Here is a 3199-nt window from a genome sequence, read left to right on the forward strand (position 1 = left end):
CCGCTATTCAGAAGAAGATATCAAGCAGGCTTACGAGAAGGCGACACAGCTTCAGCTCGATGTGATGATATTTCGCGAGAAGGAAATGTATCTTAAAGCCAGAAGAGATGATCTGCAAAAGCGAGCCAAGAGTGTTGAGGATTCTGTTGAGCGCGCCGAAACCATCGGTTCACAGATGGGGGTTGTGCTGGAATATTTGTCAGGTGAGCTGGGACAAGTGACGCGGATCATCGAATCGGCCAAAAATCGGCAGTTTATTGGTCTGAAAATTATTTTGGCTCAGGAAGAGGAGCGTAAGCGCATATCTCGCGAAATTCACGATGGACCTGCGCAACTCCTTGCACATCTAGTGCTTAGGACGGAAATTGTGGAAAGAATGATCGCTAAGCAGGAATTTAAGATGGTTCAGGACGAAATAGTAGACTTGAAGAAACAAGTTCGCTCCAGCCTTGAGGAAATGCGAAAGGTCATTTTTAATCTGCGTCCTATGGCCCTGGATGATTTGGGGCTTATTCCGACGCTCCGAAAATATGTGCAGGATTTTGAAGAAAAAACGAAGATTAGAGCGCTTTTTGAAACAAGGGGCAAGGAACACCGTCTCTCTTCCGCGATGGAAGCAGCCATTTACCGTCTGATTCAGGAAGCTTTGACCAACGCTGCCAAGCATGCTTATCCTACCTATGTGCTTGTTGAGATTACCTATCAGGCGCAGCTTGTAAAAATCGTGGTACAGGATAATGGTCTGGGCTTCAAGCCAGAGCTCTTCCAGCAAAAAAGCAAAGATCATGGGCATTTTGGTCTGATTGGTATGCGGGAAAGGGTTGAACTGCTCGAGGGGAGAATGGAGATCGAATCAGCTGAGAATCAAGGCACCAAGATAGTGATTCATATCCCAACCAACGTGGAAAAGGGAAAGGAGTAACAACATGGAAAATCAAGAAATCAGTAATGCACCCATTAAAGTTCTCTTGGCGGACGATCATCAGTTGTTCCGTGAAGGGCTTAAACGTATTTTAAATATGGAGGATGACATTGAGGTCATCGGAGAATGCGGTGATGGTATCCAGGTGCTTGAGTTTTGTAACATGGAGAAACCGGATATTGTTCTGATGGACATTAACATGCCAATTGAAAATGGTGTAGAGGCAACCGAAAAGCTGCGCGAGATGTTTCCGGATGTCAAAGTGATCATCTTGTCGATTCATGATGATGAAAGCTATGTATTCGAAACGCTGCGCAAGGGGGCCAACGGATATTTGCTAAAAGATATGGAGGCGGAGTCCCTTATTAACGCGATTCGTTCGGTTCATGAAGGATATGCGTTTATTCATCCGAAGGTAACGGGTAAACTCATTCAGCAGCTTCGCCGAATGACCTACCTGAATGAAACCGGAGCTATGGCTGAGGGCCATACCAAGGAAGCAGGCGTGAAGTTTGTCGCAGGCGAAAATAATCCGTTGACCCGCCGTGAGGCTGAAGTGCTGCGTTTGATGGCTGAAGGCAAGAGCAACAAAATGATCGGTGAATATTTATTCATTAGCGAAAAAACGGTCAAAAACCATGTCAGCAGTATTCTGCAAAAAATGGAGGTTGATGACCGAACACAAGCGGTTATTAACTCGATCAAATACGGATGGGTTACGCTGTAAAACGAAGTCTTTGAAACCCAGTACATAACCGTGACACCTCTTCCTGTTATACGGCATATATTGTCGCTATAGGAGGAGGTGGAACCTTCGTGACGGCTCACTTGGTTTGGATATTGCTTATATACGGTGTAGGAGCCGCGGTCGTGCATCTCATGTATATACGACAGGCGGTTCAGGCTTATCGCAATGGTGAAGATGCGCACGCATTATCTCCGGAGCATCGTGCGACCCGCTATATTGTGATTACGTCCAATGACGGAGACCGTGTGGAATGGGTGATGCGTTCGTTGAGCATACTTGCTTGGCTACACCGGAGGCCGCTGCATGTGACGGTACTGGATGATGAGTCTATGGACGACACACTGCCGATTCTGACACGGATGGTGCGCTATAGCCATATGGAAATTTCGGTTATTTCATGTCGTTTCTCACCAGGGGACCCGGTTTTACCGAAGTCAGGCGGTGAAAGGCAGGTTGTTATTGATCTTAGAACAGCCAACCCGTTGGCAAATACCCCACTTGTTCCTTAATGACAAGGAATTGTGGACACAAGGGTCAAAATCGGATATAAATATGTATAAGCAATTGCATATGCAAGACGATACGAATCTTGTTGAGGTTCAATTGATGTGAAGCACACTTCAGGCTATAGGCCATAGGAGTGTGCTTTTTTGTTGTTATCTGTTGTGATAAGAAACAGAAATAAACGACCGTGATAAGTGGGAGGGTGTGCGATGAAAGTTGCTGTGTATGCGATTAGGTATATGGGGCATTGGAATCTACGATTATCTGTGGATATTCGAGTAGATCTGACATGGTGGATACATCGAAATGAGGGACAGACGAATAGTGTCGAAAGGTGGGTGTTATTAGGAGAAGGGTTTCCATTGCATTGGGGAATAAAGCTGTGTGAAACATTTAAGGAGCTAGCGGATATGAAGCGATGGGGGAATAAGCAATGGGGGAGATATATTCTTTCAAATCTAAAAAATGAGCTGACTCTGGAACCTGTTGACGGACAACGGATTTTATCTGGGGAAATAAATCGGATATGCATTTGGGATGATGAACAAGGCTGGATTTCTGGTGCAGAGGAAGGAGCAGAACAACGAGGGATAAAAGGAGCATTAAGCTTGGTCCCAAAAAGAAATCTCAACAGTGGAATTGAAAAACTGGATATGGAGTGTGTGGTACGACAAGCGAATGAGTTGGCCAGTTTACTGTCTGGACGCCAGTTGTTCGTTCCGGAAGTCGAAGCGCTGCTGGCAGAGGTATCGCCAGGTTTGGAGCGTGCTTGGCGTTCAGCTGCGCAACTTGCATATCTACAAGGTCGGCTCAGCTTTGCAGCTGGCCTTGCCCCCGCACCACATTTGCGCCGGTCTGCCACGCGTGCACATGAGTTCCGCTGCAACCGTTGTGGTAGCGGGATAGTGCACCGTACGAGCTGTGCATCGTGTGGGCGTAAGGCGTGCGCCTACTGTGAGACATGTCTCGCACTTGGGCGCAGCCGTGAATGCTCGCTGCTGCTGCGCGGTGCAGCGAAGCCCGCC

Annotated in this window: 3 protein-coding genes and 1 pseudogene; all 4 read left to right on the forward strand. The window is 47.1% G+C overall.

All coding sequences use genetic code 11. From position 1 onward, the window contains the following. The coding region (locus tag L693_RS0125965) for a sensor histidine kinase (RefSeq protein WP_025721228.1) at window positions 1-922 on the forward strand (922 nt) is incomplete at its 5' end. A 4-nt stretch (window positions 923-926) separates the two neighbouring features. Next, entirely contained in the window at window positions 927-1649 is a 723-nt protein-coding gene (locus L693_RS0125970) for a response regulator (RefSeq protein WP_025721230.1), read from the forward strand. An 89-nt stretch (window positions 1650-1738) separates the two neighbouring features. Further along, window positions 1739-2179: a hypothetical protein gene (locus tag L693_RS0125975; RefSeq protein WP_025721233.1), complete on the forward strand. Its 441-nt coding sequence runs from the start codon at window positions 1739-1741 to the stop codon at window positions 2177-2179. Between the two features lie 204 nt (window positions 2180-2383). Further along, window positions 2384-3199: pseudogene (locus tag L693_RS0125980) on the forward strand (DNA/RNA helicase); the annotation flags it as partial.

The sequence above is a fragment of the Paenibacillus sp. 1-18 genome, assembly GCF_000520755.1.
Classification (GTDB): domain Bacteria; phylum Bacillota; class Bacilli; order Paenibacillales; family Paenibacillaceae; genus Paenibacillus; species Paenibacillus brasilensis.